The organism is Erwinia sp. INIA01 (assembly GCF_025947915.1).
Taxonomy (GTDB): Bacteria; Pseudomonadota; Gammaproteobacteria; order Enterobacterales; family Enterobacteriaceae; genus Erwinia; species Erwinia coffeiphila.
This window is the reverse complement of the sequence record NZ_JAPDNC010000010.1, coordinates 151,023-174,615: the sequence shown is the minus strand read 5'-3', so window position 1 is coordinate 174,615 and position 23,593 is coordinate 151,023. Positions and strand designations below refer to the sequence as shown.

Below are 23,593 nucleotides of genomic sequence, written 5' to 3'. Positions count from 1 at the left end.
ATGAAGCCCCGATCAAAAATCACCCTCGCTATTTCTGCCGTTATTATTATTTCCGCCGCCTCAGTGCTCACCTACAAAATCAAAGCAGACAATAAGCAGCGCTATATTTTTCAACAGGCAGAATCCGGTGTATTGAAATATCAACTTGCGCTGGGGAATCGGTATTTAAACGACCATGATATGCAGCATTCAGCGTACTGGCTAAGCAAAGCCGCGAAGCAGGGAAGTCATGAGGCGATGGATCAATTGGGCATTATTGCCTATTACCTCAAGAGCAAGACCTATCCTTCAACGGAAGATAAGCAGCTTTTTACTGAAGTGGAACAGACGCTCAACGCCAGTCGTCGGCCGCAAACCATGCTGGACGTTTATCAGCAGCGGGCCGAAGAAGGCGATATGGAAGCGGTGCTCTCTCTCGGGCTTATGTATAAGCGCGGTAATGGCGCACCGGAAGACTATGCTCTGGCGCGAAAGTATTTCGAACGCTATGCGGCAGCGGATAACACCGCTAACCCCGGCAACGGTGAATATTACCTGGCTTCGATGTATCTGGCAGGGAGTGGTGTTGCGGTTGATGGCAAAAAGGCGCTGGCATTACTGCAAAAATCCTGCGATTTGAAATTCAAACTCTCCTGCTATGAACTCGGCGATCTCTATTATCAGGGCGGGGAGTCCTGGGCGAAAGATTATAAAAAAGGAACGGAACTGCTGGATGTTTACTCTGAGGGAAACAGCCCTGATTCCCGCGCTATGACTTACATTCAAAGTTTATTTACGATGTATCGCGAAGGGGGATATGGCATTAAGCCTAATCCACAGCGAATTCAAGCGATTAAAACCCAGCTGTGCCGCTCCGACGACCTTTACGGGGATGATTGTGAGGGGATAGCACAGCAGTAGAATTAACAGTGGCAGTGGCAGTGGCAGTGGCAGTGGCAGTGGCAGTGGCAGTGGCAGTAATTATGACGCAGGGTCGTCCGTAAAAGCCGGGTATTTATCTACCCGGCCGTGATGCCTCAGCGACGTATTATTCCGCAGGTTTGGCGTGCTGATCGATATGGCCGAGATCGCGTTCCGGGAAGCAGATAGCCCGCAGCCGACGCTTAATCTCGGCGGCATCCGGGAAGCCATTATCGGTTTTACGGTTCCAGATCACCTCATCGTTGACGGTAATCTCATAAATCCCACCGGTGCCCGGCACCAGAGTGACGGAGGCCAAATCGGTGCTGAAGGTGTGAAGCAGCTCCTGGGCCATCCAGCTGGCGCGCAGCATCCAGTTGCACTGGGAACAGTATTGAATTTTAACAGCGGGCAGGGTGCTCATGGTTGCGGGCCTTCCAGTCGGTAAGAAATAAGGTGAAGTGGTTACCGGCGTAATTTTATCCCGAAGCCTGGGTTTTGTCCTGCTGATTGTTATTTCAGACAGCTCTTAAATGGATTGAATAGAATTTTGGCTAACATCAAAAAAAATGTTCATGGAAAGAAAAATGAAAAAAATTAATCAATCACTGTTATTAATGTCCTGTCTGGCATTGGCCTCCTGCTCAACGTTTCATAAATATGCTACCGGTCGATATTATGAGATATACCGTGCGGAAGGCCTGGGTGCCTGTGAATTTAAAACTAAATTTAACGCCTGTGCAGATACCTATTCATTTGACGTAAAAATTTCGGATGATAACGACCGCATTGCCCTTGCCGAATACTTCAGCCCGTCTGACGATGCCAGCTATTTTGGTTTTATTCGCGACGACTATGCCAGAGAGACGCAGCCCATCCGCGATTTTATCATCTGGTCGAAGGCGAACAGCGCAGGCGGCAAGCGAGTGACCGTCAAACGCAAGGCGGGAAATGCTGTAGGTTACCTGTTTGAACACAGCGATGTGGTTTACGTTTTCGACTATATCCACTCGCGGGAAGATATACCGATGCTGATGCTGAATATTGAAGGCAGAGGGCGCTACTTTGGTTTTACCACTGAACAGGCGGAGAATCTGCTGCAGGTACTGGATGCCTGGTACGCCGGGAAATTCACCGGTGAAAAGCTCACCGGTTAAATGCTCACTTGTTAAAACCGGCGGCGCTGGCAAGGGTTAAAACTTCTGGAATCTGAAGCTACCGTCGTCGCAGTTTTTTAGCTGTAAATCGGTAACCGGTTTTTTATCGTAGTATCCTTTTTCGGTCTTATAGACTTCATAAACAAATACCTCGCCGGTTTTATACGATCCGGTCACGTAGTAATAAGAAGTCAGATTGGGCTTAAAGGAAACTGTATGGAAACTGCCGTTATCGGCAATCATACGGATAGCGATATTACCTTTGGCGCTGACCCAGAACTCGCGCCGCATCACTGGCGTTTCCGGGATCTCCGGGAAACCAAGCAGCTTGTTACTCAACTTCGTCTGGAAGCCAATCGCATTATTCGTATAGCCATTATCTGGGGAGTCAAGATTAATGCACTCGGCGGTATTTGGATATACGCGCATATAGTCGAGATTTCTGTTATCAAAACTTATTCCCACGCGATCGCCGGATTCAACGTCCTGCAGTTTGTGGCTATACGTCGCCACAGAACATCCGGTTAATGTGGTGAGTAACATTCCAGCCAGTAAGGTTTTTTTTATCATAACTATTCCGCTGTTATCGTAATCATGGGGTGAATAACAACGACAAAATTTGGTTAGTCGCCGTTATTAACTTCCAGAACAAAAGAATACATTTTCGATATTCTGGCAGCAGACAGCGGAGTCAAAAATAAGATATCTCTGATTACGAGATAATCATTAGCATCACCCCCCACAACAACGGTAATTCCATGAATCACGATAAATAATATTGCCATCAGTATACTTCCATGTAATCGCTTCATAGCGTAATTCGAGGGTCTCAAGATGAGTGCTACTCATCCCGTTAGGGGCAAGGTAGGGGGCAACGGTTGTGAATTTTACGTTTTCAAGGATGATATTGAAATACTCGGCCTCAATACCCGATTCAAGAATGCGATACATCTTGATTGTCGCTTTCTTCATAGTCCTTCCCTCACATACCGCGCGATACAAAAGAGGCGTAGTCTGATCGAATTCTTTTACTATGGTGATCGGGCGATGGATGCGCGTTCCAGTAAGTTTTCCCCAGTTTGGATCTACAGGAATAGTGACGCCGTGGGAAAATGATTTTAACTCGATAGAGCCCAGACGCAGTGGCATTAGACAACTGCCAACAATCGGAGATCCATTTTCATCATCAAGCCATAAATGTGCGGGAGTCGACATGTCATTTCCTTATTGTATTTTTGTATAAGATTAGTCATTTCATAATATTTCTTATGATTGTCATAAGAAAAATATCATGAAAAAGAAAAATACCGGAATTGGCCATAATGGTCCATCAGGGAAAAGTTGAAAAAAGATGATTGCAAACAACAGTGTTAACAATGCAGGGCCACAATAAGAAATAAAAGATGCTGATATTCGCCTGATAATTCTTTTGAGAAAATTCATCATGGTTACCGAATCATACGAGTGATGATATCTGCAATATTACTATCCGTTGCCCATTGTGCTTCAGTTGCGTTAGCGCGTTCAAACAAAGGTTCAATCAGGAAATACATCATTTCCAGTTCTTGAGCGTATAGTGCAGAGTAGTAAGAAGGGTAAGTAAAACACAGGCGCTGAGCGCTATCTGCGGCTTTCTGTACGATACCATACAGGCTGAATCCTACAAAAGCCTTTGTCGTCCGTGCTCCTGCTAACGCACTCATATCAAGACTAAGATTCATGCCAATAGCGACAGATGATGCAACCGCTAAAGCAAAACCTGCTTTTGTCAGGGAGCTGGCCGCGATGTGGACATTCACAGCTATAAGCATTTTTTTAATATTTTCGAGCTGATCGGATGTTTTATTTTTAAAAATATCCTGAAAATATATTTCCAACAGAGTACAAACAATATTGCCATTCTGCAAGAGATGGTATATTCCTTTGGTAAAACGGATATCCTCTGTTTTCTGCTGCTGACAAACATCTTGATATTCATCAGTGAAACAGGACGTGTAATGTAATGCTCGCTGCAATCCCGCACCTGTCGTGTTAATTTGATTTGACACTTCTGTCTTTAAGGCGGTGAGTGCATTGTCGAGTTTCAAAGAAAGAATTTTGTTAGCCTGTAAATAACTAATAATTTTATCGTTGCCGTTCATCATTGCTCCCTATCAGTTAGTTTTATTAACTATCATCCATTCCAATGGAATCACTGTCATAACACTTACGCTGCAATAATAACTGACTCTGCTGCAATTGGCAATAAATATAGCTAAGCTTGCTCAGTCATTACAGTAAATGGTAGTTGCCGTTTATCTATATATTTTTCCCGTGAAGGAACACTACTTTTAAATCCTTTCTGTCGTTCTGATAATTCCAGTAAACGGCCGGCTGGCTAGATGGAAATTTGTTGCGTTATCTGAGGCACCTTATTCTTCAGTATCCGCCTGTTGCGAAATAAACACGAATAGGCGAAAGAAGGGGGGAGGCTATGGACAATTAATGCGCTGCATCCGTCAGTAAGGTATGCCAGCCAGATGCGATGGCATTCAGGATCCAGAATGGCGCCCGAATCCAGGCGCTGTGTATAACTCAGGGATACTGCTCGTCGCTGACGTGCTCCAGCCAGTCCACCACTTTACCGTTTTCGGCTTCGGCAATGGCGATATGGGTCATTGCGCTGCCTGCCGATGCGCCGTGCCAGTGCTTAACGCCGGGTCGTATCCAGACGATATCACCGCTGGCGATCGCCTGAACTTCCTTATCCCACTCCTGCACCCAACCCTGACCGGCGGTGACGATCAGCGTCTGGCCAAGTGGATGGGTATGCCATGCGGTGCGCGCACCGGCGCTAAACGACACGGTCGCACCGCCTACGCGCGCAGGTTCGGTCGCCTGGAAAGGGGCATTAATGGTGACTGAACCGGTGAAATAGTCGGCGGGCCCGGCTGCGGGGGCTTTGCTACCGTTTTTAATGATATCAATCATGGCGATTCCTCTGCTCAAATGAAAATCGGGCATCCGTTAACGGATACCCGACAATAATAGGCCATTTAGCCGCAGAGATTGAGGCGGGAGCCCACATAGCAGTTATGAGTAAATCTCATTAATAGCGGTGTTAAATCGCTTCGTACTCGCCTGTACCGTCTGGCCATGGCGTCAGCAAATCAAACCCGGTTTCGGTGACCGCCACGGTGTGCTCCCACTGCGCCGACAGCGAGCGGTCTTTCGTTACGACCGTCCACTCATCGGCCAGCACGCTGACCGCCGCTTTACCGGCATTAATCATCGGTTCGATGGTAAAAATCATGCCGGCCTTCAGCTCCGGCCCCTGGCCCGCAATACCGTAGTGGAGGATCTGCGGGTCATCATGATAAATCTGACCGATGCCGTGGCCGCAGTATTCGCGCACCACACTGAAACCCGCACCTTCGGCGACTTTCTGGATTGCCGCGCCAATGTCGCCAAGGGTGCTGCCGGGGCGCACGGTCCTGATTCCGGCCACCATTGACTGATAGGTGACTTCCACCAGACGTTTAGCGCGAATTGACGGGGTGCCAACGTAGTACATGCGGCTGGTGTCGCCGTACCAGCCGTCGCAGATCAGCGCCACGTCAATATTGACGATATCGCCATCGCGCAGCGCTTTTTTCGAGTTCGGAATACCGTGACACACCACATGATTCACCGAGGTGCAGGTGGTTTTGGTGTAGCCGTGATAGCCGATATTGGCCGGGATGCATTTGAGCGTATTCACAATGTAATCATGGCAAATATCATCGATTTGCTCGGTAGTGATACCGGGTTTAACGTGCTCACCGATCATCGCCAGCACTTTTGCCGCAAGGTTTCCGGCGATCCGCGCCTTCTCAATTCCCTCGGCCGAGTGAATTTTAATATTTCGCATAACGGTTCCTGAAGTTAAGTATCTGATAGTTATTCTAGTTTCCGATCAGCGATGAAACAATCACTGACGTAATGAATCTCGTTTCAATCGGCAACGGTTTCTGTTTATCCAGCCGTGCTGCACCGAATACGTCAGCACGACAGGCGGCTACCGGATGGTTTATTCTGGTTTCTACCTCGTCACATCACGCTCATCGAGAAAATTTATGAACGAATTTATTGCCCCTGTAGCGCTGGAAAAAGCCTACCGCCTGATTAACCATGGCCCGACGGTGCTGGTTTCAGCCCGTCACGATGGCGTACAGGATGTGATGGCCGCTGCCTGGGCCACCGGTCTGGATTTCTCACCGGCCAAGATCCTGGTGGTACTGGATAAGATTGCTAAAACACGGCAGCTGGTCGAGGGAAGTGAAAGCTTCGTCATCCAGGTTCCTACCGTGGCGCAGATAACGCTGACTCACGCGGTGGGCACCCGCAGTCTGTTTACCGAACCTGATAAGCTGGCGAACTGCGGTGTTGAGCTGTTCTCGTTTGACGGTTTCGATTTGCCGTTTGTCGCGGGTTGCTCGGCGTGGCTGGCCTGCCGGTTGATTAACGAACCGCATAACCAACAGGCCCACGATCTGTTTATCGGCGAAGTGGTCGGTGCATGGGCCGACAGCCGGGTGTTCAGCGAAGGGCACTGGCATTTCGATCGTGCCGACCCGGCGCTGCGCAGCCTGCACTATGTCGCGGGCGGGCAGTTTTACGCGACGGGTGAGTCGCTGAACGTGCTGGACGGCAGCGAAGGGAATTAATTGGCAGGCGGTTCGAAAACAGGGAGTGCCGTTCAGTGGTTCAGCACTCCCGTTTCAAGAACGATGTGCCCAGCTGGCCGCAGCGATAAGTTCGTGATTCAGGCTCTGCTCAGTTCGCCCAGCGTCGTTTGCGTAATACGTTGCCACGCCGCGGCGACGTCCTGCGGGATAGCTACATGGCCGATAAACCCGGCCCCTTTCGGCCCGTAGCCGCTGGCATCATTATTTAGCCGACGCATTTCGCCCAGCGCCATTGAAATAAAGCGTTCGACATCCCAAATCCCCGCGCTTTGCGCGCCGGTAATTAACGTGCTATCGGCAACAGAGACGAGGCGAGGGACAAAGACCGGCCAGTTAATAAACCCGGCCTTCATTGCTCGCTGTTGCCAGCTAAATTCGAACGTTTCCCGCGTGCGGCGCTGCATCAGTGGGTCCTGCGACAGGATGATTTTATCCGCTTTCAGCCCCAGGTCGGCAATCATATCGCGGGTAAAATCCGCGTTCTGCCCGCAGTTTGCTGAGCGGTTCTCAACGTAAAGCTGCGAAGGGGGAATAGCGAAGAAGTCGGTGGCCAGGGCGAAAAAAATATCTGCTTCGCCCTGCTGGTCGAAGGTGGCGTTGCGGGTTAACGCGTTTTCAGCCAGCGCCTGCTTCAGTAAAACCGTAGAGTGCCCCACGCCGCCGGTAAACAGGAGCGGAATGCCGGTTGAGGCCGCCAGCTGTAACACGCCCAGGATCGCCGGTACTACGGCATGCCCGGCCAGCACGATCAGATCGGCATCAACGTGGCCCGCCATCGGCAGTTCATCCCACGAAAGCCACTCGCTGATAAGGTTGATATCGCTGTGAGTGCGGTTATCTGTTTGCATTGGTACTTCCCCGATTAACTTGAAAGCCGCTTAACAAAACGCCACGCCAGCCGCGATCTTTCCGGTGGCCCGGACGGGTCGTTAATCTTATTCAGCAGCAGTGTGACGGCCTGGCGGCCAATCTGATGTGAGGGCTGCTCGATGGTGGAAAGCTGCGGGGAGGTCATCTCGCCCAGTTCGGTGCCGTCAAAACCAATCACGGCAATATCCTGCGGGATGCGCAGCCCGGCCTCGTCAATGGCGCGAATCGCCCCGGCGGCCAGCGTATCGGAAATGGCGAATACCGCATCGGGCCTGACCGGCTGTGCCAGCAGGTTCTGCATCGCTGCTTTTCCGGCGTTAAAGCTCAATTCCGCGGCGTATTCCACCGGGAAGCCGTCGAGCTGATGCTCGTGCAGCATATCGCGATAGCCCTGTTCGCGCTGGCGGGCATATTTGTAGGTTAAATCGTGGTTGATCATCCCCACGTTCCGGCGGCCGCCCGCAATAAACTGGCCGACCACATGGCGCGATGCCTGATAATCGTCAATGCCAACGCTGGATACCGACGAGTCTTCATCATACTCCGCACACTGCACCCAGGGTGCATCGGCAATCAGCGTGCTGAGCTGCGGCAGGGCGGAGATGGCATCCATAGTAATGACGCCGTCAACCATCTTGCCGGAGAGCAGCTGCAGGCTGGACTGCGAACGTTTAACGTCGGAACCGGAGTTGCACAGCAGGATACGATAGCCGTTGCTTTCCGCTTCGGCCTCAATGCCTTTTACCACGTCGGCACAAAACGGGTTGCTGATATTGGACACCATCACCAGCAGCATATTGCTGCGCGCGGTGCGCAGCTGGCGGGCGAGCAGGTTGGGCTGGTAATTACTCTCTTTGATTGCGCTAAGTACGCGCTCGCGATTCTGCGGTTTGACCGTACCCTGGTTATTTAACACGCGGGAAACGGTGGCTACGGATACACCGGCAAGGCGCGCAATTTTCTGAATCGACATCCCATCACTGTCCACGCTGATCGTTATTCTGCACAGATTAACACAGTTTCAGCAGGCTGTGCCGGGGCGGCATCACCCTGGGTGCCGGATGGAGAATCTGTTTGAACAACGGAAATAATCACCTCACGGTTTAGCGACGGTGCACGCCTTAATCCAGCCTCATTTCTACATTGCACGCATTCATTCTCAGGCGGGAAAGATTTATGCCGCACCATCATTGCGCACCAAATTTTTGCACTGCATCACATTTATTTTCTTCGCAAACACCCTCTTCGTTGATTATTAACGTTTTTTAAATATGGCACGCTTCCTGCTTTATCGCTCTGTATACACAGCGGTGTATCCAGATGAAGACAGCAGGGATTTGGCATTAACAGGTATCGATTGGGAAGTGTGCGAAACAAATAAGCGCCCGTAAGAAAAGTGGCCTGACCACGGCGGGATAACAGAGCGTAATTTTGGAGATATATCAATGACCTCGATAAGCGAACCGGTGGTAATAGCGAAACACAGTAAATGGGTACAGCTCCTGCTTGGGTTACTTTGCATGGCGGCGATTTCCAGCCCGCAGTACGTCTGGACACTGCTGACCAAGCCGATGATTGCCAAACTCGGCGTCGGGCTGGCTGAACTACAGGTCACGTTTTCGCTGCTGATTATCCTGCAAACCTTTTTCTCACCGTTCCAGGGCCGCCTGGTCGAACGCTTTGGTCCGCGTCTGCTGATCTCCATTGGTACGCTGATGGCCGGTTTCAGCTGGGTGATCGCCGCCCGGGTGGACAGCCTGACTTCACTGTATCTGGTGTATGGCTGCCTCGGCGGGCTGGGCACCGGTATTGTTTACATCGGCGTGGTGGGGCTGGTGATGAAATGGTTCCCACAGCAGCGCGGTTTTGCCGCCGGCACCGTGGCGGCGGGTTACGGCATGGGGGCGATTTTTACCACCTTCCCGATCTCCATTTCTCTCGGTAGCTACGGGCTGGAACAGACGATGACGATGTTTGGCCTGATCTTCGCCGCCGTCGGTTTCCTCGCCAGCCAGGGGCTGAGGCTGCCTGAAACCAGCGCGATGATGCCGGTCGGCACCACGCCGTCGCCGGTGTCGGGCCAGCGCCAGTTTAAATCCGGGGAGATGCTGCGCCAGCCGCTGTTCTGGCTGATGTTTCTGATGATGACCATGATGTCGACTTCAGGGCTGATGGTGACCTCGCAGATGGCGATTTTCGCCGAGGACTTCGGCATCAGCAAAGCGGTGATCTTCGGTATGGCCGCGCTGCCGCTGGCGCTGACTATCGACCGCTTCACTAACGGCCTGACCCGCCCGCTGTTTGGCTTTATCTCCGACCGCTACGGTCGCGAAAACACCATGTTTATTGCCTTCGCGCTGGAAGGCGTGGCGATGACGCTGTGGCTGGCCTGCCGCGAAGATCCGCTGCTGTTCGTGCTGCTTTCCGGCGTGGTGTTCTTCGGCTGGGGTGAGATCTTCTCGCTGTTCCCGTCCACGCTGACCGACACCTTCGGCAGTGAAAACGCCTCAGCGAACTACGGCTGGCTGTATATTTCGCAGGGCATCGGCTCAATTTTTGGCGGCCCGCTGGCGGCGCTGATGTACCAGCATACCCATAACTGGCATCTGGTATTTGGCTGCGCAATTACCTTCGACTTTATCACCGCCGGTCTGGCGTTGTGGGTTCTCAAACCATGGCGCGCCCGCTTTATGCGCGCGCAGAAATAATCTCACGCATTGATTAACGGGTAAGGAATATCGGTAAATGGCATCAGAACTGACCAGGCTTCTTCCGCATTCTGTCCGCGTTTATCGCCAGCTCAGGCAGGAGATTTACGAGTTTATTCTGATGCCGGGCGATCGCTTCACCGAAGTGGATATCGCCAGCCGCCTGGGGTGCTCGCGCACCCCGGTACGCGAGGCGCTATTAACCCTGCAGAACGACGATCTGATCCGGCGCTGTTTTCGCAACGGCTGGGAGGTTTGCCCGATTGATTTCGACGTTTACGAAGATCTCTATGCCACGCGTATCCTGATTGAGGTCGACACGGTGGCGCGCCTGTGCAGCTCCGACTCAGCAAAAACAGACCGCAGCGTCCTGGCCAGGCTGCGGGCGCTGTGGATCATTCCGCCAGAACAGCAGGAGCAGGCGGGAGAGAAAATTGCCACCATGGATGAACAGTTCCATATTGCGCTGACCGAGGCCGCGGGCAATTGCGAGCTGACGGCCATCCTCAGCAATATCACCGACCGGATACGGATTATGCGGCGGCTGGATTTTGAATATGACACGCGCATTGCACAAACCTACGCCGAGCACGCAGAACTGCTGGAGGCGATTGAAAACCGTGAGCAGGAGCGGGCGGTCGGCCTGATGCGCGAACATATTGAAGATGCGCACACCGGCGCCTGCGCCATTACCCTTCGGCGTCTGCAAAAAGTCAGGGCAAGAAATCTGCCCTGACGTAACGTTCAATGCGGTGGCGAGCGGGCAATCAATCCAGCGTGGCCACCTCCACCCAGCGCTGCTGCTGATGGCTTTGCAGCATCGCTTCAACGATCAGCAGCACGCTGGCCCCCTCATGGAAGGTGGCGAAGTTAGCGGCATCCACGCCAGGCCGTTTACCCTGTTGAATAAAGCGGTAGTAGTTCAGCATCATATTTTTAAACGCATCCGGCCAGCCCTCAATATGCCCACCGGGGAAGTGCACGGCGGCCGCCACGTCGCGGTTTACCAGCGAAGCATCGTCACTCAGCGTCTGATTCGCACTGTCGCGATGCCCCAGCCACAGCTGCTGCGGTACTTCCTGATCCCAGGCTATCGACATCTCGCTGGCGTTCACTTCAAACGCCAGGCGGTTTTTACGCCCGGCGCTGACCTGCGAAACCGTCAGGCTGCCCCGACTACCGTCGTCAAAACGCAGCAGGATCGAGGCGAAATCTTCGGTATCTACAGCCACGTCATCATATTCGGCATTCTCTTCAGCGGCGGCAAAGGTGGTGCTGGCTCCGCGCGCCACCCGGCGAACGGGATGCACGATTGAAAAATCCGCCATCACCGCACTGATGCGTCGCCCGGTAACGAACTGCAGCGTATCGCACCAGTGAGAGCCGATATCCGCCACCGCCCGGGATGCGCCACCCTGGTTTGCGGATACGCGCCAGTTGAAATCGCTGTCGTACAGCATCCAGTCCTGCAGATAGCTGCCGTGTACGGCAAAAATACGACCCGCCTGCTGCTGGCGGATCAGGCTGGCTGCCTGCTGCACCATAGCGAACTGGCGATAAACAAAGCTTACGCCGTGCACCACGCCAGAGTCCTCCGCCAGCTTCACCAGTTCGCGCGCCTCCTCGCCGGTCATGCACAGCGGCTTTTCTGAAAACAGATGTTTACCCGCCGCCAGCACCTGACGATTGATCGCCGCGTGCAGATGATTAGGGGTGCAGTTATGCACCACCTGTAGCCCGTCGTGGCGTAGCAGTTCCGCCACGTCGGCATAGGCGTGGGGCACGTTAAGCTGCCGCGCTTTCTCCTGTGCTTTTTCCAGCGAGCTGTCGCAGATGGCCACCACATCCACGAACCCCAGACGGCGGATCGCTTCAAGGTGCGCCGGGCCGATAAAGCCCGAGCCGATGATCGCCGCCTTAATCATTTTTTGGCTCCACATCCAGCCCCAGCATAGTACGGATACTGTTGTCTTCGCTGCCGGTGGCGGCAAAGTCATCAAACGCGCGTGCGGATACCGGAATAATGTGCTCGCTGATAAACTGTGCGCCTTCCCGTGCGCCGCTCTCTGCATCCTTCAGACAGCATTCCCACTCCAGCACCGCCCAGCCGTCATAGCCGTACTGCGCCAGTCGGCTAAAAATGCCTTTGAAATCGATCTGACCGTCCCCCGGCGAGCGGAAGCGGCCGGGGCGCTCGCTCCATGGCTGATAGCCGCCGTACACGCCGCTGCGTCCGGAAAGGGTGAACTCGGCATCCTTAACGTGGAACGCTTTAATGCGCGGATGATAGAGGTCGATAAAGGTCAGGTAGTCCATCTGCTGTAGCAGCATATGGCTTGGATCGAACAGAATATTGCAGCGCGGATGATGGTCGACCGCCGCCAGGAAGCGGTCGAAGGTCACGCCATCGTGCAAATCTTCCGACGGATGCAGCTCGTAGCACACGTCGACGCCGTGGCGGTCGAAGCAGTCAAGAATTGGTTTCCAGCGTGCGGCCAGCTCGTTAAAGGCCGTATCGATCAGCGCCTCTTTGCGCGGCGGCCACGGGTAGAAGTAGGGCCAGGCCAGCGCACCAGAGAAGGTCGCATGGGATTTCAGCCCCAGTTTTTCCGATGCCGCTGCTGCCTGCTGGAGCTTTTCAGCTGCCCAGAGCTGGCGCGCTTCCGGATCGTCACGCAGCGCCACCGGAGCAAAGTCACGGAACGCCAGTTCGTAAGCCGGATGCACCGCCAGCAGCTGCCCCTCAAGGTGGGTAGAAAGCTCGCTAATCACCAGCCCGTAGCGCGCCAGCAGGGCAGTGACCTCATCACAGTACGACTGGCTGCTGGCCGCCTTTTCCACATCAAAAATTGCCGGATGATTACAGGGGATCTGCAACGCCCGGAAACCCAACCCCGACGCCCATCTGGAGAGGTTTTCCAGGGTATTAAACGGTGGCATATCACCGATGAACTGGGACAAAAACAGGCCAGGCCCTTTTAACGTTTTCATTGCTTACTCCTGAAGTTTGTCAAAAACTATTCCTGCTCTTTGTACTTGAAGGTGAAGAGGAATATGACCGCGATAACCGCAGCGGCAACCGCCGGGATCAGCCAGAACGTGGTCCAGTTTTCCGGCTGATGCACGCCGCCGTGGTTAATTAACTGGTTGTACAGCGCGCCGGAGATCTGCGATCCCAGCAGCATGCCGATACCGTAGGTGAACATCACAATCAGGCTCTGCGCCTGGCCTTTTACCTGGCTACCGGCGATGCGGTCGGTATAGATAAAGCCGATAACAAAGAAGAAGTCGTAGCACACGCCGTGCAGCAGGATGCCGATGTACAGCAGCCAGCGCGTTTCTTCATTCACGCCGAAGGCGAACAGCGCGTAGCGTACGAACCAGGCCGCCATGCCGATCAGCAGCATGTATTTCACCCCCAGCCGACGGAACAGCAGCGGGATAATCAGCATAAAGAAGATTTCGGACATCTGGCCGAACGACATCGCGGTACTGACGTCCGCAATGCCCACGTCAGACAGGAACGACGCGGTAAAGGCGTAGTAGGTTCCCAGAGGTATGGAGATCAGCGTGGCGCAGATGGCGAAGATCAGGAAGTGGCTTTTTTTCAGCAGCGCGAAGGCATCGGCGCACAGCAGATCGCGCAGGGCAAACGGCTGGCCCTTCGCCGGGGCCGGCGTGTGCGGCAGCGTCAGGCTGTAGGCGGCCAGCACTGCGGAACATGCAGCGGCGAGGCGGAAGATATCGGTGCTGGCGGCAATGCCGCTAACGCCGATACAGATCCCGGCGACAATCCAGCCGATGGTGCCGAACACCCGCACCACCGGGAAGCTTTTCTCGCTGTTGCTCAGGCTGTGGAAGGCGATGTTATTGGTCAACGCCAGCGTAGGCATATAGCACAGCGTGTAGGCAAACAGCAGGGCGATCAGCAGCGAGCCGTTCTCGGCCAGCAGCGCCTGCGGCACAAACCACAGAATCACCGCACCGGCCAGATGCAGCAGGGCCACCACCTTCTGCGACGGAAAGAAGCGGTCAACCACCATTCCCAGCACGAAAGGCGAGAGGATCGAGGCAATCGGCCCGGCGGAGAAGGCATCGCCGATGATGCTGCCGAGATTATGCTGGGTCATCACCAGGCCGAGCGTGACCGACCAGGTTCCCCAGATAAAGAACTGTAAAAACATCATTAATGACAGCCGTGGAACCAGCATTACATGCTGCTGCCGCGAGCCGTTGCCAGCGGTAAGTGAAGAAACCATCGTCAGACCCCTTCCTGAAAAGTAATCGATTACATTATTGTGTCAGATGAATGTAATCGATTACTTTTATGGTTTCCTGGATCTTTTATCGATCTGCGAGGTGGCTCACAAGCTTAATTTTTTACTGAAGGTTCGTCCGCTACGGCTCAGACTTGCCGCCCTGGAAGGTACGCCGCCATTCGCTGGGGCTGACGGTATAGCGCTGCTTAAAGCTCTGACGGAAGGAAATTACCGACTGATAGCCGCTGAGGGCGGCGATGGCCTCGATGGAATGTTCGGTCATTTCCAGCAGCTGCTGGCTGTTGTGCAGGCGTTCGGCGTTCAGCCATTCACCCACCGACATGCCGGTGGCGCGCAGAAAGTGGCGGGTAAAGGTGCGGCGGCTCATCATTACCCGGGCCGCCAGCGAATCGAGATCGTGCTGGCAATCAAGACTATCGCGCAGATAACCGAGCAGGGCGTTGATGCGCTCATCCTGGGTCGTTTGCGGAATGGGGTGAGAAATATACTGCGCCTGACCGCCGTCACGGTGCGGCGGGATCACCATTCGCCGTGCGACCCGGTTGGCCACGGCGCTGCCGTAAAACTGGCGCAGCAGGTACAGGCAACAGTCCATCGCTGCGGCGGTCCCGGCGGAGGTGATCAGCCGCTGCTCGTCAACGTAGAGCGCGTTGGTATCCAGCTGCACCTGCGGGAAGCGCGCACTGAAGTCCTGCTCGAACTCCCAGTGGGTTGAGGCCCGCTTTCCGTCGAGCAGACCGGCATACGCCAGCACATAGGTGCCGAGGCACAGACCCACCACTCTGGCACCGCGCTGCCATGCCTCATTTAATGACTGACATAATGCCGCAGAGGGCCGCTCGCCGGGATGCGGCCAGTAGGGCACAATAATTAAATCGGCCTGCGCCAGAGCTTCCAGCCCGTGCGGAGTTTCAATGCTCATGCCCATCAGCGATTTCAACGTGCCGGGCTGCTCGGCGCACAGCGTCAGCTCAAACAGCGGGCGATCGGCCAGCACCGGGCCAAAAATCGTGCAGGGCACCGAGAAATGGAACGGGCTGAATCCTGGCGTCACCAGCACGGCAACGGACGGTAACGACATGTTTTTCTCCTGATGACGGCGCAAGGACGGCTATCTTACCACTCAGAACGCCCGGCTTTCGCCATCTTCCGCTACCCACAGGCGATGGGCGAAGCCGTTGCGCTGCGCATAATCGCGCAGCTGCTGGCGGCCGAGCAGGCAGTGGTTAATCGCCTCCATATGGCTGGCAATAATATGACTTTCCGGCAGCAGGCGGTGAACCCGCAGCGCATCTTCCTCGCCCATGATAATTGCGCCAAAGCAGTCAATCTGCGCACTTCCGGCATTCAGCACCACCACGTCGGGTTTGAACGCTGCCAGCGCCTGCTCAACGGCCGGAACCCAGACGGTATCCCCGGCGATATACAGCGTTGGTTCTTCGGGGTGCTGGAACACCAGCCCGCAGGCCTTGCCCAACCGTTTTGCCAGCGGCGGCAGCGCATAGGCGGCGTTGCTACCGTGCTGGCCGTCGGTTTTCCATACGGTGATGTCGCCAATCTCCGTGCGATCGTCCAATACCGTCACCGCGCTGAAACCCTGCGCGCGGATCTGCTCGGCGTCCTGCTGATTCTGGCTGAACAGGGGAATAGTCGAAGCAATCAACCGCCGTGCCGCCTCATCCCAGTGGTCCTCGTGAGTGTGGGTAACGATGACCGCATCGGCGTTAATGATGTCCGCAACCGGCAGCGGCAGCTCGACCAGCGGGTTGCGCAGATGGCTGCGGGCGGTGCCGGGGAAACCGGGCAGCGCACCTTTATCCGCCAGCATCGGGTCAATCAGAAAGGTTTTACCGGCATAGTCCAGTTTGAGCGTGGCATTGCGAATTTGGGTGAGTTTCATCGGTGGCTCTCCATCTGAGCGGCAGCGGAATACCGCCGTACCGCGCCAGTATAGAGAGGCGGGAAAACCGCAATAAGTAGCCTGATGGACAATAAACGATGGGATTGGGACAAACTTATCCCGGGGCTGCGTCGATCAGAGGGGGGCAGTGTCTGCCCCTCAGGCGTAGCGACGAACGGCGGGGGCGCGCAGCTGGGCGAGAATACAGGCGCAGTTCTCGTACAGCGTGCGAATACGGCGCTCCAGCACCTCCGGCGGATGGGATTCCACTTCCGCATACATACTGAGAATTTCGCTTTTGCAGTGCGAACGGCAGCTGCGTTTTTTCTGCCGGGCGTCCAGCCAGCGCAGCAGCATCAGCTTTTTCTCTGCATCACGATGCAGCATGCTGCCTCTGATGCTGCGAATGGCCTGCAAAAAATCCTGATAGAAGTCGGTGATATCCTGCATTTTATCGATATTCATCATCGTTGCATCATCCTGCCCGGTTAAGCGGCAGCCGGATTGTTCCCGGCTGCCGGGTCGTCAGCCAGCGGCACGTGCCGCCGGTGATGGAGTCATGATTGTTCTGCTACCGTTCAGCGCTTTGCGGGCGGCTCGATGGCGTATCCGGCTTTGGTCAGCGAAGATTTCAGGCTGGCATAACCAATTCGCGCGTATTCCAGCGGCGGAGCCAGCGCCGGGTCCTGCTCGGCCTCGACCACAAACCAGCCCTGATAGCCGATACCGGCCAGCCGTGCGATCACCGCATCGAAGTCAATGCTGCCGTCACCGGGCACGGTGTAAACGCCTTTCAATACCGCATCAAGAAACGAGTCGCGCTGCCAGTCCAGCCCGGCACGCACATCCGCGCGAATATCTTTGGTATGCACGTGGTTAATGCGCTTACCGTGTTTGCTCAGCACGCTCAGCGGATCGACCCCGGCAAACACCAGATGCCCGGTATCAAACAGCAGCCCCACCTGCGGGCCGGTAGCCGCCATCAGCAGATCGATATCGCGTTCGTCTTCAATCACCGTGCCCATATGGTGATGGAAGGCCAGCGGTACGCCGAAATCACGGCACCAGCTGGCGAACAGGTTCAGCTTCGCGCCGTACTCGCGGATTTGCTCCTCCGTCAGCCTGCGGCGCTGGCTCAGCGGCACCTGCTGTTGGTTCTGAATGGTGCCCGCCGTTTCGCCGTACACCAGACAGGCCGCACCGCACTCTTTAAACAGCTGCATCTGCGGCGTCGCTTTGGCGATTTCGCTCTCCAGATCGTTATCCAGCAGGGTGCCGGAGTACCAGCCGGAGACCAGCTGTAGCTGATATTCCGCCAGCTGCGGCTGCAGTTCAGCGCGGGTTCGCGGGAACTTGCCGCCGGTTTCTACGCCGGAAAAACCGGCCAGCCGGCTTTCGGCCAGGCAGACGGAAAGCGGTGTGTCGCCGCCGAGCTGCGGCAGGTCGTCATTGGACCAGGCGATAGGGGCAATACCCAGTTTTGCGTGCAACGTCATGTTCTGATTCCTCTGGCTGAAAGTTAAATACCTGTACGCTGTTTTTTACGGCCCGCAACGTGTTCGGCCCGCGCCTGATTCACGCTTTCGCGCTGGCTGACTTCCGGCACGCCGACGTCCCACCAGGCATCGCCCGGCGTCCATTCGTGTGGGTGTGTGTCGATGCAGATGACCGTGGTGCGATCGTTACCCTTCGCCCAGTCCACGGCATCGGCCAGTTCATCCAGGCTGCTGACCTTGCGGGCGAGCGCGCCCATCGACTGCGCGTTGGCAACGAAATCGACGTGGAACGGTTCGGTAACCCGGCAGTCCTTGAGCAGGTTGTTAAACGACGCGCCGCCCTTGGCGTTTTGCAGACGGTTAATCACCGCGTAGCCGCCGTTGTCGCACACCAGCAGGATCAGCTTGTGGCCGGAAAGCACGCTGGAATAGATATCGGAATTCATCATCATGTAGGTGCCGTCGCCGATCAGCACGAATACATCGCGATCCGCGTCGATCATTGCCGTACCCCAGCCCGCAGAGATTTCATAGCCCATGCAGGAGAAGCCGAACTCACAGTCGAAAGTACCCGGGTTTTTTACCTTCCAGCCCTTCACCAGCTCCCCCGGCAGTCCGCCCGCCGCGCTGATCACGTAGTCTTCGGCAGCGGCGCGTTCATTGACCACGCCAACCACCTGCGCGTAGGTCGGTACGCCCGTCGTTACGGTGCGCTGCTGGCGTGCGGCGACCAGCTGATTCCACGCGGCAAAGGCGGTTTTTCCGCTGTCCAGCCAGTCCGCATCCACCGCATAGTTGCCGAGCGCGGCATTGAGCTCGCGGATACCTTCGCGGGCATCGGCGACCAGCGGCAGCGAGAAGTGTTTATGGGCGTCAAAGCGCGCGGCGTTAATGGCAATAAAGCGTGCATCGGGTGAAAACACCGTCCAGGAGCCGGTGACGAAATCCATCAGTCGGGTGCCGATGGCGATAATCACATCGGCTTTTGCCGCCAGCGCGTTGGCGGAGGTCGACCCCAGAATACCGACCGGGCCGATATGCAGCGGGTGATCGTGGGTCAGCGTGCCTTTTCCTGCAATGGTTTCCACCACCGGGATGCCGCGCTGGCGGGCGAAAGCTTCCAGCTCGGCCTCAGCACGCGAGTAGCGTACGCCGCCCCCGGCGATAATCAGCGGATGCCGGGCGGAAGCCAGCAGTTCGGCCGCCTGCTCCAGCAGCTGCTGGTCCGGGCGAGGGCGCGGGATGGTGTGAACGCGGCGGGCAAAAAACGCCTCGGGATAGTCGAAGGCCATCTCCTGCACGTCCTGGCACAGGCCGATAAAGGCCGGGCCGCAGTCCGCCGGGTCAAGCATGGTTGCCACCGCCTGCGGCAGGGAAGAGAGGATCTGCTCCGGCCAGGTGATGCGATCCCAGTAGCGGGTTACCGCTTTAAAGGCGTCGTTGACCGTCTGGCTGGGATCGCTGAAGTGCTCCACCTGCTGCATGACCGGGTCCGGCACGCGGCGAGCGAAGGCATCACCGCAGATCATCAGCATCGGCAGGCGGCTGACGTGGGCCACCCCGGCCGCCGTCAGCAGGTTTGTGGTTCCCGGACCGATAGAGGCGGTCACCACCATAATCTGCTGGCGCAGGCGCGCTTTGGCAAAGCCGACGGCGGCGAAGGCCATCGACTGTTCGTTCTGACCGCGCCAGGTCGGCAGCACGTCCTGTACGCTTTCCAGCGCCTCACCAATGCAGGTGACGTTGCCGTGGCCGAAGATGCCGAACACGCCGGGGAAAAGCGGCACTTCTTCACCGTCTACGTGAATAAACTGATTGCTCAAATAACGGACCACCGCCTGTGCAGTGGTGCAACGATAGGTCGACATAGTTTCTACCTGCTGTAGGGCCCGTAATCAGGCTGGTTATAGAAATTAATTTGCTAAAAACACAAACAAGCAATTTTAGTTGCAATTCCGGACGTAGCCCTCCCCAAAGGGAGAGCGTTAAACCGGACTGCGGCTATTTATGGCTGCTTTTCTTACCTTCCTCGCGGATTTGCGTGCGTTCCGTCAGCGTGGCAATACGCGGCTGTTCCTCTTCAGGATGCAGCTCGGCGGCCAGCGCCAGCGCGATGCACTGTACCAGGCACACCGGTGCGGCCAGCGAACGGGAAAAACTGTATTCCTCTTCCGGGATGGTAAACAGCACCCGGGCGTCCTTCGCCAGCGGAGACAGCACGCTGTCGGTAATCGAAATCAGCGGCACCTTTTTCTGCCCGGCAATATCGGCGATCTGCACCACTTCCTGCGCGTAATGGCGGAAGGAGACGGCAATCAGCGCATCACGCGGGGTCATATTCATCGCCATATGCGGGGCCAGTCCGCCGGACATATCCAGCAGCACGACCTTGCGGTTAAGCATGGTCAGCAGGTAGCGCAGCAAAATAGCCACCGGCTCAGAACGCAGTTGCCCGGCGATAAAAATCGTGTCGGCGCGGCCCATCAGCTGAGCGCTGTGGTCGAGATCGGCGGCGGTGACGCTTTCCAGCATACCCTGGAGCGTGGCGATATCCCGCACCACTAAATCCTGCAGAAAACCGAGGTTGCCGAGCTGCTGGTTTTTTTGCAGATCGTTTTCCAGCGCCACAATGCGCTCGTTATAACCGGGCGCGGTGGTCGCCAGCCGGGTCTGAAACACCGCCTGCATCTGCTTAAAGCCGCTGTAGCCAAAGTGCTGGGCAAAGCGCACCAGCGTTGACGGGTGCAGCGCGCAGCGGGCGGCAATAGCGTTGATTGACTCCAGCGCCACGGCGTTAGGATTCTGGGTAATAAAACGCGCCACCTGCTGAAAACGATCCGACAGCTGCGGATAGCGGGCGGTGATGTCGTTCACCACCTGCTCGTAGTTTTTATGCGGCGGTGGGATATCTTTCCTGTCTGTTTCTTTACGGCTCGCCATCGGCTTTAACCCTTAACGTTTTATTCTGACCGCAGGCTATCGCAACTAAAATTGCATTACAATTTTCATTGCAATTGAAATTTCCAAAAGCGTGATCTGACTCAGAAGTTGCGCATTTCATTCTCTTCGACAAAACGCAGAAACTCTCTCAGTGAGTGGGTTTGGTTCTTTAAAAATTCATTAAAAATCATATTGATAATTCATTTCAGATGCTGAAAAAACCAGCGTAGTCAGCGCTAAACTTGCCATTGCAATTTTTATTGCGTTTTTTTCTTGTTTGCAATTAAGTTAATAACCGGTGGCGGTGAGCAGGCAACGACATCCGCCGAATTAACATCTCCGATCCCGGTCAGGGCGGCAGGAAAACAGGATCAGGCTATGTATAACGACTACGGGCAGTTTATTAACGGCGACTGGCGACAGGGCCGCAGCGGCGAAACCATTGTGGTTACCGATCCGGGGCGCGACGAACGGCTGGGCGAGATCGCCGCTGCCTCCCGCGAGGATACGCTGGAGGCGATTGCCAGTGCGGAAGCGGCACTGGCACCGTGGCAGGCGCGTGCCGCCTGGGAACGTGCCGATACGCTGCACCGCGTGGCGGCAGAAATGGAGCAGGCGCGCGAGCAGGCGGCCCGGACGATCTCCCTCGAGAGCGGAAAACCGCTGGCGCAGGCCAGCCGCGAATGGACGCTGGCTATCGATCAGTTCACCTGGTACGCCGAAGAAGCCCGCCGGGTGTATGGACGTATTGTGGAAAGCCGCGTGCCGGGCGGGCGCTGTGAAGTCTCTCATCAGGCTGTGGGCGTAGTGGCAGCCTTTACCGCATGGAACTTCCCGGTGGTGCTGATTGCCCGCAAGCTGGCCCCGGCACTGGCCGCGGGCTGCACCGTGGTACTGCGCCCCTCCAGCGAAGTGCCCGGGTCTGCAATGGTCATTATGACCTGCCTGCAAAAGGCCGGGCTGCCGGCGGGCGTGGTCAACATGGTGGTCGGACCCACAGCCAATACCTATCAGCCGCTGATTGAATCACCGGTGGTGCGCAAAGTGACGCTGACCGGCTCCACGGCGATTGGGCAGCAGATGATCCGTGATTCGGCTGCCACCCTCAAACGCGTCAGTATGGAACTGGGCGGCAATGCGCCGATGATCGTTTTTGACGATGCCGATATAGAGAAAACGCTGGATCTGGCGGTACCGACCAAGTTCGCCAACTGTGGACAGGTATGCGTCACCGCCGATCGCTTCTATGTTCATAAATCGGTTGCGCAGGCCTTTATCGAAGGATTCGCCCGTCGCGCAGCGGCAATTAAGGTCGGTTACGGGCTGGATGAGGGCAGTGAGATGGGGCCGCTGATCAACGCGCGGCGGCTGAAGGCGATTGAAAACATCGTCGAGGACGCACGGCAGAAGGGCGCGCGCGTGGTGACCGGCGGGCAGCGCATTGCCGATAAGCCGGGCTTTTACTTTGCGCCCACCGTGCTGGCCGATGTACCGGACGATGCGCTGGCGCTGGCCGAGGAAAACTTTGGCCCGATCGCTGCCATCACCACTTTCACTGACGAAGCCGACGTTATCGCCCGCGTGAACCGCAGCGAGCTGGCGCTCTCCGCATATGCCTTTACCCGCGATGCCGCACGCATTCGCCGCGTCTCTCAACAGTTGCAGGCGGGCATGGTGGGTATCAACAGCTTTGCCCTGGCCTCGGCCGACGTACCGTTTGGCGGCATTAAGGCCAGCGGTATGGGCAGCGAAGGCGGTGCGGAAGGTATTTTCGAATATATGAATGTCAAACTGACGCAGGTGGTCCTGTAAGGAAGCCACAATGATAAACAGCAACATTAAGCGTTTATGGGCAGAAGGGCACAGCGTGCTGAACGGCTGGCTGTCGGCTGCCAGCCCGTTCACCGCTGAGATTATGGCGGCGCAGGGCTACGACGCGCTGACCATCGATATTCAGCACGGTCTGGTCGGCTACGAGACGGCCACCACCATGCTGCAGGCAATGCGTGCCAGCGGCGTGACGCCGATGGTGCGTGTGCCCTGGCTGTCGCCGGGCGACATTATGAAAGCGCTGGACGCCGGGGCCTGGGGCATCATCTGCCCGATGATCAACAACGGCGAGGAAGCCCGACAGCTGGTGTCCTGCGTGCGCTACCCGCCGCTCGGTTCCCGCAGCTTTGGTCCGACGCGCGTCACCTTTGCAGCAGGGGCGGATTACGGCCAACATGCAGACAGCGAAGTGGTGTGCTTTGCGATGATTGAAACCGCCGAAGCGGTGGAAAAAATCGAGGAAATCGTGCGAACCCCGGGGCTGGACGGCATCTATATTGGCCCAGCGGATCTGACCCTGGCGCTGACCGGGCGACGCTACCGTACCGGTTTTGACCGCGAGGAGCCGGAAATCATCGACGCCATCCGCCATATTCTGGATCGTGCGCACGCTGCCGGTATCCGTGCCGGACTGCATAACGGCAGTCCGGAGTACGCCGCGAGAGCCGTGGAGTGGGGTTTTGATCTGGTTACCGTCTCTAATGATGTTCAGCTGTTGCGCGGTGCGGCGGCGGCCAGCGCCACGCGCTTTCGCCAGCTGACCGGTACAGCGCCACAGGCTAAAGTCCAGCAGGGGGGGTACTGAA

Annotated in this window: 24 protein-coding genes; 7 read left to right on the top strand and 17 right to left on the bottom strand. The window is 56.0% G+C overall.

From position 1 onward, the window contains the following. Entirely contained in the window at positions 1–900 is a 900-nt protein-coding gene (locus OMR58_RS18405) for a tetratricopeptide repeat protein (protein WP_264546624.1), read from the top strand. 127 nt (positions 901–1,027) lie between these two features. Here the strand turns inward: OMR58_RS18405 and OMR58_RS18400 are convergent, their stop codons facing one another. Then, complete coding sequence (locus OMR58_RS18400; RefSeq protein WP_105595663.1) at positions 1,028–1,324, bottom strand: SelT/SelW/SelH family protein; 297 nt, start codon at positions 1,322–1,324, stop codon at positions 1,028–1,030. Positions 1,325–1,487: 163 nt separating this feature from the next. On the opposite strand from OMR58_RS18400, the gene OMR58_RS18395 reads away from it, so the two are divergent. Beyond that, positions 1,488–2,057 carry a hypothetical protein gene (locus tag OMR58_RS18395; RefSeq protein WP_200558747.1) on the top strand — a complete coding sequence of 190 codons (570 nt, stop codon included), beginning with the start codon at positions 1,488–1,490 and terminating at the stop codon, positions 2,055–2,057. 36 nt (positions 2,058–2,093) lie between these two features. Here the strand turns inward: OMR58_RS18395 and OMR58_RS18390 are convergent, their stop codons facing one another. The 5 genes from OMR58_RS18390 to map form a co-directional block, all read right to left on the bottom strand. Next, positions 2,094–2,570 carry a hypothetical protein gene (locus OMR58_RS18390; protein WP_264546623.1) on the bottom strand — a complete coding sequence of 159 codons (477 nt, stop codon included), beginning with the start codon at positions 2,568–2,570 and terminating at the stop codon, positions 2,094–2,096. A gap of 219 nt (positions 2,571–2,789) precedes the next feature. Beyond that, positions 2,790–3,272: an Hcp family type VI secretion system effector gene (locus tag OMR58_RS18385; protein WP_200558750.1), complete on the bottom strand. Its 483-nt coding sequence runs from the start codon at positions 3,270–3,272 to the stop codon at positions 2,790–2,792. A 233-nt stretch (positions 3,273–3,505) separates the two neighbouring features. Then, entirely contained in the window at positions 3,506–4,198 is a 693-nt protein-coding gene (locus OMR58_RS18380; protein WP_264546622.1) for a hypothetical protein, read from the bottom strand. Positions 4,199–4,631: 433 nt separating this feature from the next. Beyond that, positions 4,632–5,024 (bottom strand): (R)-mandelonitrile lyase, encoded by a 393-nt coding sequence (locus OMR58_RS18375; RefSeq protein WP_105595674.1) that lies wholly within the window; start codon positions 5,022–5,024, stop codon positions 4,632–4,634. 133 nt (positions 5,025–5,157) lie between these two features. Further along, a complete protein-coding gene (gene map / locus OMR58_RS18370; RefSeq protein ID WP_200546363.1) occupies positions 5,158–5,946 on the bottom strand; it encodes a type I methionyl aminopeptidase in 789 nt (262 codons plus the stop codon). Between the two features lie 205 nt (positions 5,947–6,151). On the opposite strand from map, the gene OMR58_RS18365 reads away from it, so the two are divergent. Continuing rightward, positions 6,152–6,742 (top strand): flavin reductase family protein, encoded by a 591-nt coding sequence (locus OMR58_RS18365; RefSeq protein ID WP_264546621.1) that lies wholly within the window; start codon positions 6,152–6,154, stop codon positions 6,740–6,742. Positions 6,743–6,840: 98 nt separating this feature from the next. On the opposite strand, the gene OMR58_RS18360 is transcribed toward OMR58_RS18365, so the two are convergent. Both OMR58_RS18360 and OMR58_RS18355 read right to left on the bottom strand, forming a co-directional pair. Beyond that, positions 6,841–7,611, bottom strand: a complete 771-nt coding sequence (locus OMR58_RS18360) for a YdcF family protein (protein WP_264546620.1) — start codon at positions 7,609–7,611, stop codon at positions 6,841–6,843. A gap of 14 nt (positions 7,612–7,625) precedes the next feature. Continuing rightward, positions 7,626–8,606 (bottom strand): LacI family DNA-binding transcriptional regulator, encoded by a 981-nt coding sequence (locus tag OMR58_RS18355; RefSeq protein ID WP_200558758.1) that lies wholly within the window; start codon positions 8,604–8,606, stop codon positions 7,626–7,628. A gap of 472 nt (positions 8,607–9,078) precedes the next feature. Here OMR58_RS18355 and oxlT point away from each other — a divergent pair, with 472 nt between their 5' ends. Together oxlT and OMR58_RS18345 are read left to right on the top strand one after the other, a co-directional pair. Then, entirely contained in the window at positions 9,079–10,341 is a 1,263-nt protein-coding gene (gene oxlT, locus OMR58_RS18350; RefSeq protein ID WP_264546619.1) for an oxalate/formate MFS antiporter, read from the top strand. A gap of 37 nt (positions 10,342–10,378) precedes the next feature. Then, the gene (locus OMR58_RS18345; protein ID WP_264546618.1) at positions 10,379–11,077 is read left to right on the top strand and encodes a GntR family transcriptional regulator; all 699 of its coding nucleotides are present in this window, start codon (positions 10,379–10,381) and stop codon (positions 11,075–11,077) included. 31 nt (positions 11,078–11,108) lie between these two features. On the opposite strand, the gene OMR58_RS18340 is transcribed toward OMR58_RS18345, so the two are convergent. The 9 genes from OMR58_RS18340 to OMR58_RS18300 form a co-directional block, all read right to left on the bottom strand. Then, a complete protein-coding gene (locus OMR58_RS18340; RefSeq protein WP_264546617.1) occupies positions 11,109–12,266 on the bottom strand; it encodes a Gfo/Idh/MocA family protein in 1,158 nt (385 codons plus the stop codon). Next, the gene (locus OMR58_RS18335) at positions 12,259–13,332 is read right to left on the bottom strand and encodes a sugar phosphate isomerase/epimerase family protein (protein WP_264546616.1); all 1,074 of its coding nucleotides are present in this window, start codon (positions 13,330–13,332) and stop codon (positions 12,259–12,261) included. Before OMR58_RS18335 ends, OMR58_RS18340 begins: the two co-directional genes overlap by 8 nt. A 26-nt stretch (positions 13,333–13,358) precedes the next feature. After that, positions 13,359–14,600 carry an MFS transporter gene (locus OMR58_RS18330; RefSeq protein WP_200558765.1) on the bottom strand — a complete coding sequence of 414 codons (1,242 nt, stop codon included), beginning with the start codon at positions 14,598–14,600 and terminating at the stop codon, positions 13,359–13,361. Between the two features lie 139 nt (positions 14,601–14,739). Continuing rightward, positions 14,740–15,702, bottom strand: a complete 963-nt coding sequence (locus tag OMR58_RS18325; RefSeq protein ID WP_264546615.1) for a GlxA family transcriptional regulator — start codon at positions 15,700–15,702, stop codon at positions 14,740–14,742. A 42-nt stretch (positions 15,703–15,744) separates the two neighbouring features. Then, on the bottom strand, positions 15,745–16,521 hold the full coding sequence (locus tag OMR58_RS18320) for an MBL fold metallo-hydrolase (RefSeq protein ID WP_264546614.1): 777 nt from the start codon (positions 16,519–16,521) through the stop codon (positions 15,745–15,747). A gap of 159 nt (positions 16,522–16,680) precedes the next feature. Next, a complete protein-coding gene (locus OMR58_RS18315; RefSeq protein WP_264546613.1) occupies positions 16,681–16,989 on the bottom strand; it encodes a hypothetical protein in 309 nt (102 codons plus the stop codon). A 110-nt stretch (positions 16,990–17,099) separates the two neighbouring features. Next, the gene (gene iolE, locus OMR58_RS18310) at positions 17,100–18,011 is read right to left on the bottom strand and encodes a myo-inosose-2 dehydratase (protein WP_264546668.1); all 912 of its coding nucleotides are present in this window, start codon (positions 18,009–18,011) and stop codon (positions 17,100–17,102) included. A gap of 29 nt (positions 18,012–18,040) precedes the next feature. Beyond that, a complete protein-coding gene (gene iolD, locus OMR58_RS18305; RefSeq protein WP_264546612.1) occupies positions 18,041–19,885 on the bottom strand; it encodes a 3D-(3,5/4)-trihydroxycyclohexane-1,2-dione acylhydrolase (decyclizing) in 1,845 nt (614 codons plus the stop codon). A gap of 133 nt (positions 19,886–20,018) precedes the next feature. Then, on the bottom strand, positions 20,019–20,957 hold the full coding sequence (locus OMR58_RS18300) for a MurR/RpiR family transcriptional regulator (RefSeq protein ID WP_264546611.1): 939 nt from the start codon (positions 20,955–20,957) through the stop codon (positions 20,019–20,021). A 378-nt stretch (positions 20,958–21,335) separates the two neighbouring features. Between OMR58_RS18300 and OMR58_RS18295 the strand changes: the two genes are divergently transcribed. Then, positions 21,336–22,769, top strand: coding sequence for an NAD-dependent succinate-semialdehyde dehydrogenase (locus OMR58_RS18295; RefSeq protein WP_264546610.1), 1,434 nt, complete (start codon positions 21,336–21,338; stop codon positions 22,767–22,769). Between the two features lie 10 nt (positions 22,770–22,779). Then, complete coding sequence (locus OMR58_RS18290; protein WP_264546609.1) at positions 22,780–23,592, top strand: HpcH/HpaI aldolase family protein; 813 nt, start codon at positions 22,780–22,782, stop codon at positions 23,590–23,592. The last annotated feature ends 1 nt before the right edge of the window (position 23,593 follow it).

Excerpts from the sequence above, each read along its gene's own strand:
- OMR58_RS18355 (WP_200558758.1), bottom strand. The coding sequence starts at position 8,606 with ATGTCGATTCAGAAAATTGCGCGCCTTGCCGGTGTATCCGTAGCCACC.
- OMR58_RS18395 (WP_200558747.1), top strand. The coding sequence starts at position 1,488 with ATGAAAAAAATTAATCAATCACTGTTATTAATGTCCTGTCTGGCATTG.
- OMR58_RS18290 (WP_264546609.1), top strand. The coding sequence starts at position 22,780 with ATGATAAACAGCAACATTAAGCGTTTATGGGCAGAAGGGCACAGCGTG.
- OMR58_RS18360 (WP_264546620.1), bottom strand. The coding sequence starts at position 7,611 with ATGCAAACAGATAACCGCACTCACAGCGATATCAACCTTATCAGCGAG.
- OMR58_RS18295 (WP_264546610.1), top strand. The coding sequence starts at position 21,336 with ATGTATAACGACTACGGGCAGTTTATTAACGGCGACTGGCGACAGGGC.
- OMR58_RS18330 (WP_200558765.1), bottom strand. The coding sequence starts at position 14,600 with ATGGTTTCTTCACTTACCGCTGGCAACGGCTCGCGGCAGCAGCATGTA.
- map (WP_200546363.1), bottom strand. The coding sequence starts at position 5,946 with ATGCGAAATATTAAAATTCACTCGGCCGAGGGAATTGAGAAGGCGCGG.
- OMR58_RS18405 (WP_264546624.1), top strand. The coding sequence starts at position 1 with ATGAAGCCCCGATCAAAAATCACCCTCGCTATTTCTGCCGTTATTATT.
- OMR58_RS18380 (WP_264546622.1), bottom strand. The coding sequence starts at position 4,198 with ATGAACGGCAACGATAAAATTATTAGTTATTTACAGGCTAACAAAATT.
- OMR58_RS18365 (WP_264546621.1), top strand. The coding sequence starts at position 6,152 with ATGAACGAATTTATTGCCCCTGTAGCGCTGGAAAAAGCCTACCGCCTG.
- OMR58_RS18385 (WP_200558750.1), bottom strand. The coding sequence starts at position 3,272 with ATGTCGACTCCCGCACATTTATGGCTTGATGATGAAAATGGATCTCCG.
- OMR58_RS18340 (WP_264546617.1), bottom strand. The coding sequence starts at position 12,266 with ATGATTAAGGCGGCGATCATCGGCTCGGGCTTTATCGGCCCGGCGCAC.
- iolD (WP_264546612.1), bottom strand. The coding sequence starts at position 19,885 with ATGTCGACCTATCGTTGCACCACTGCACAGGCGGTGGTCCGTTATTTG.
- OMR58_RS18320 (WP_264546614.1), bottom strand. The coding sequence starts at position 16,521 with ATGAAACTCACCCAAATTCGCAATGCCACGCTCAAACTGGACTATGCC.
- OMR58_RS18300 (WP_264546611.1), bottom strand. The coding sequence starts at position 20,957 with ATGGCGAGCCGTAAAGAAACAGACAGGAAAGATATCCCACCGCCGCAT.
- OMR58_RS18400 (WP_105595663.1), bottom strand. The coding sequence starts at position 1,324 with ATGAGCACCCTGCCCGCTGTTAAAATTCAATACTGTTCCCAGTGCAAC.
- oxlT (WP_264546619.1), top strand. The coding sequence starts at position 9,079 with ATGACCTCGATAAGCGAACCGGTGGTAATAGCGAAACACAGTAAATGG.
- OMR58_RS18335 (WP_264546616.1), bottom strand. The coding sequence starts at position 13,332 with ATGAAAACGTTAAAAGGGCCTGGCCTGTTTTTGTCCCAGTTCATCGGT.
- OMR58_RS18315 (WP_264546613.1), bottom strand. The coding sequence starts at position 16,989 with ATGATGAATATCGATAAAATGCAGGATATCACCGACTTCTATCAGGAT.
- OMR58_RS18345 (WP_264546618.1), top strand. The coding sequence starts at position 10,379 with ATGGCATCAGAACTGACCAGGCTTCTTCCGCATTCTGTCCGCGTTTAT.
- OMR58_RS18325 (WP_264546615.1), bottom strand. The coding sequence starts at position 15,702 with ATGTCGTTACCGTCCGTTGCCGTGCTGGTGACGCCAGGATTCAGCCCG.